Below are 785 nucleotides of genomic sequence, written 5' to 3' on the forward strand. Positions count from 1 at the left end.
ACGCTGGTATCTGCAGCGCAGCCAGGATGCGCTGAAACATCGTCGTGCAAAAGCTGCAGCCAGTAAGCGCGCCAGACGTCTGAAGAAATTACCCGTCGACCAGCAGATTTACGAGATGTCACAGCACATCCTGAAGCGTCTGCCGCCGGATGAAGCCTATTTTTGTTCCGATGACCATCTGAAGCGACTGGCCATCAGGGAATTGCGTCAGCTTGAACTGACGCTGGCAGCCCCGCCTCCGCACTAAACAGCGCCATCCCTTCAGCACTGAATCATCGCCAGCCCCTCCGGGGCTTTCGGCGCTGGTTCCGCTAAGCCCAAAATCCGCAGTAATCACCTTAAATCCCCTCAGAGGGGCATATTTGCCCATTAAACCACGCATCAGTCATCAGAACGTGGCCACGTTGTTTCAGTTATCCACATAAATCCGCAAACAAAGAACTTTAAGAAGCTGCAAACCTGAAACAGCAAACCTGCAATATAGTCTTAAACCCATTATTTAATCCCCTGCGTTGCTTCGCCGCAGGGAAAGTCTTTATCTCTGAAACCACTGTGAACAAACACAAAGAGGCCTTCGCTTGCAGCGGCCAAGGCCGCGCCGCTCAGAATCTAAAAGCACCTCCCACGCTAACGCGCGGGCCCCAAATCTCACCGTTCTGAAACCACAGCAAAAAGACATCAGGAATAAAAAACACCACACAAATGCAGCACCGTGCCCCCCTCATAACTGAAAAGCGCCGCCGCCCCGGCCCAAAGGGCCGGAACAGAGTCGCTTTTAATTATGA

The 785-nt window shown here is 52.6% G+C and carries 2 pseudogenes; both read left to right on the top strand.

Features of this window, described 5'->3' with window-relative positions:
* Positions 1-247: pseudogene (locus tag EQY_RS0123475) on the top strand (plasmid replication initiator RepA); the annotation flags it as partial.
* A gap of 473 nt (positions 248-720) precedes the next feature.
* A pseudogene (locus EQY_RS27570) lies at positions 721-785 on the top strand (replication-associated protein RepA4); the annotation flags it as partial.

Origin of the sequence: Escherichia sp. TW14182 (genome assembly GCF_000208525.1) — a bacterium.
Taxonomy (GTDB): Bacteria; Pseudomonadota; Gammaproteobacteria; order Enterobacterales; family Enterobacteriaceae; genus Escherichia; species Escherichia ruysiae.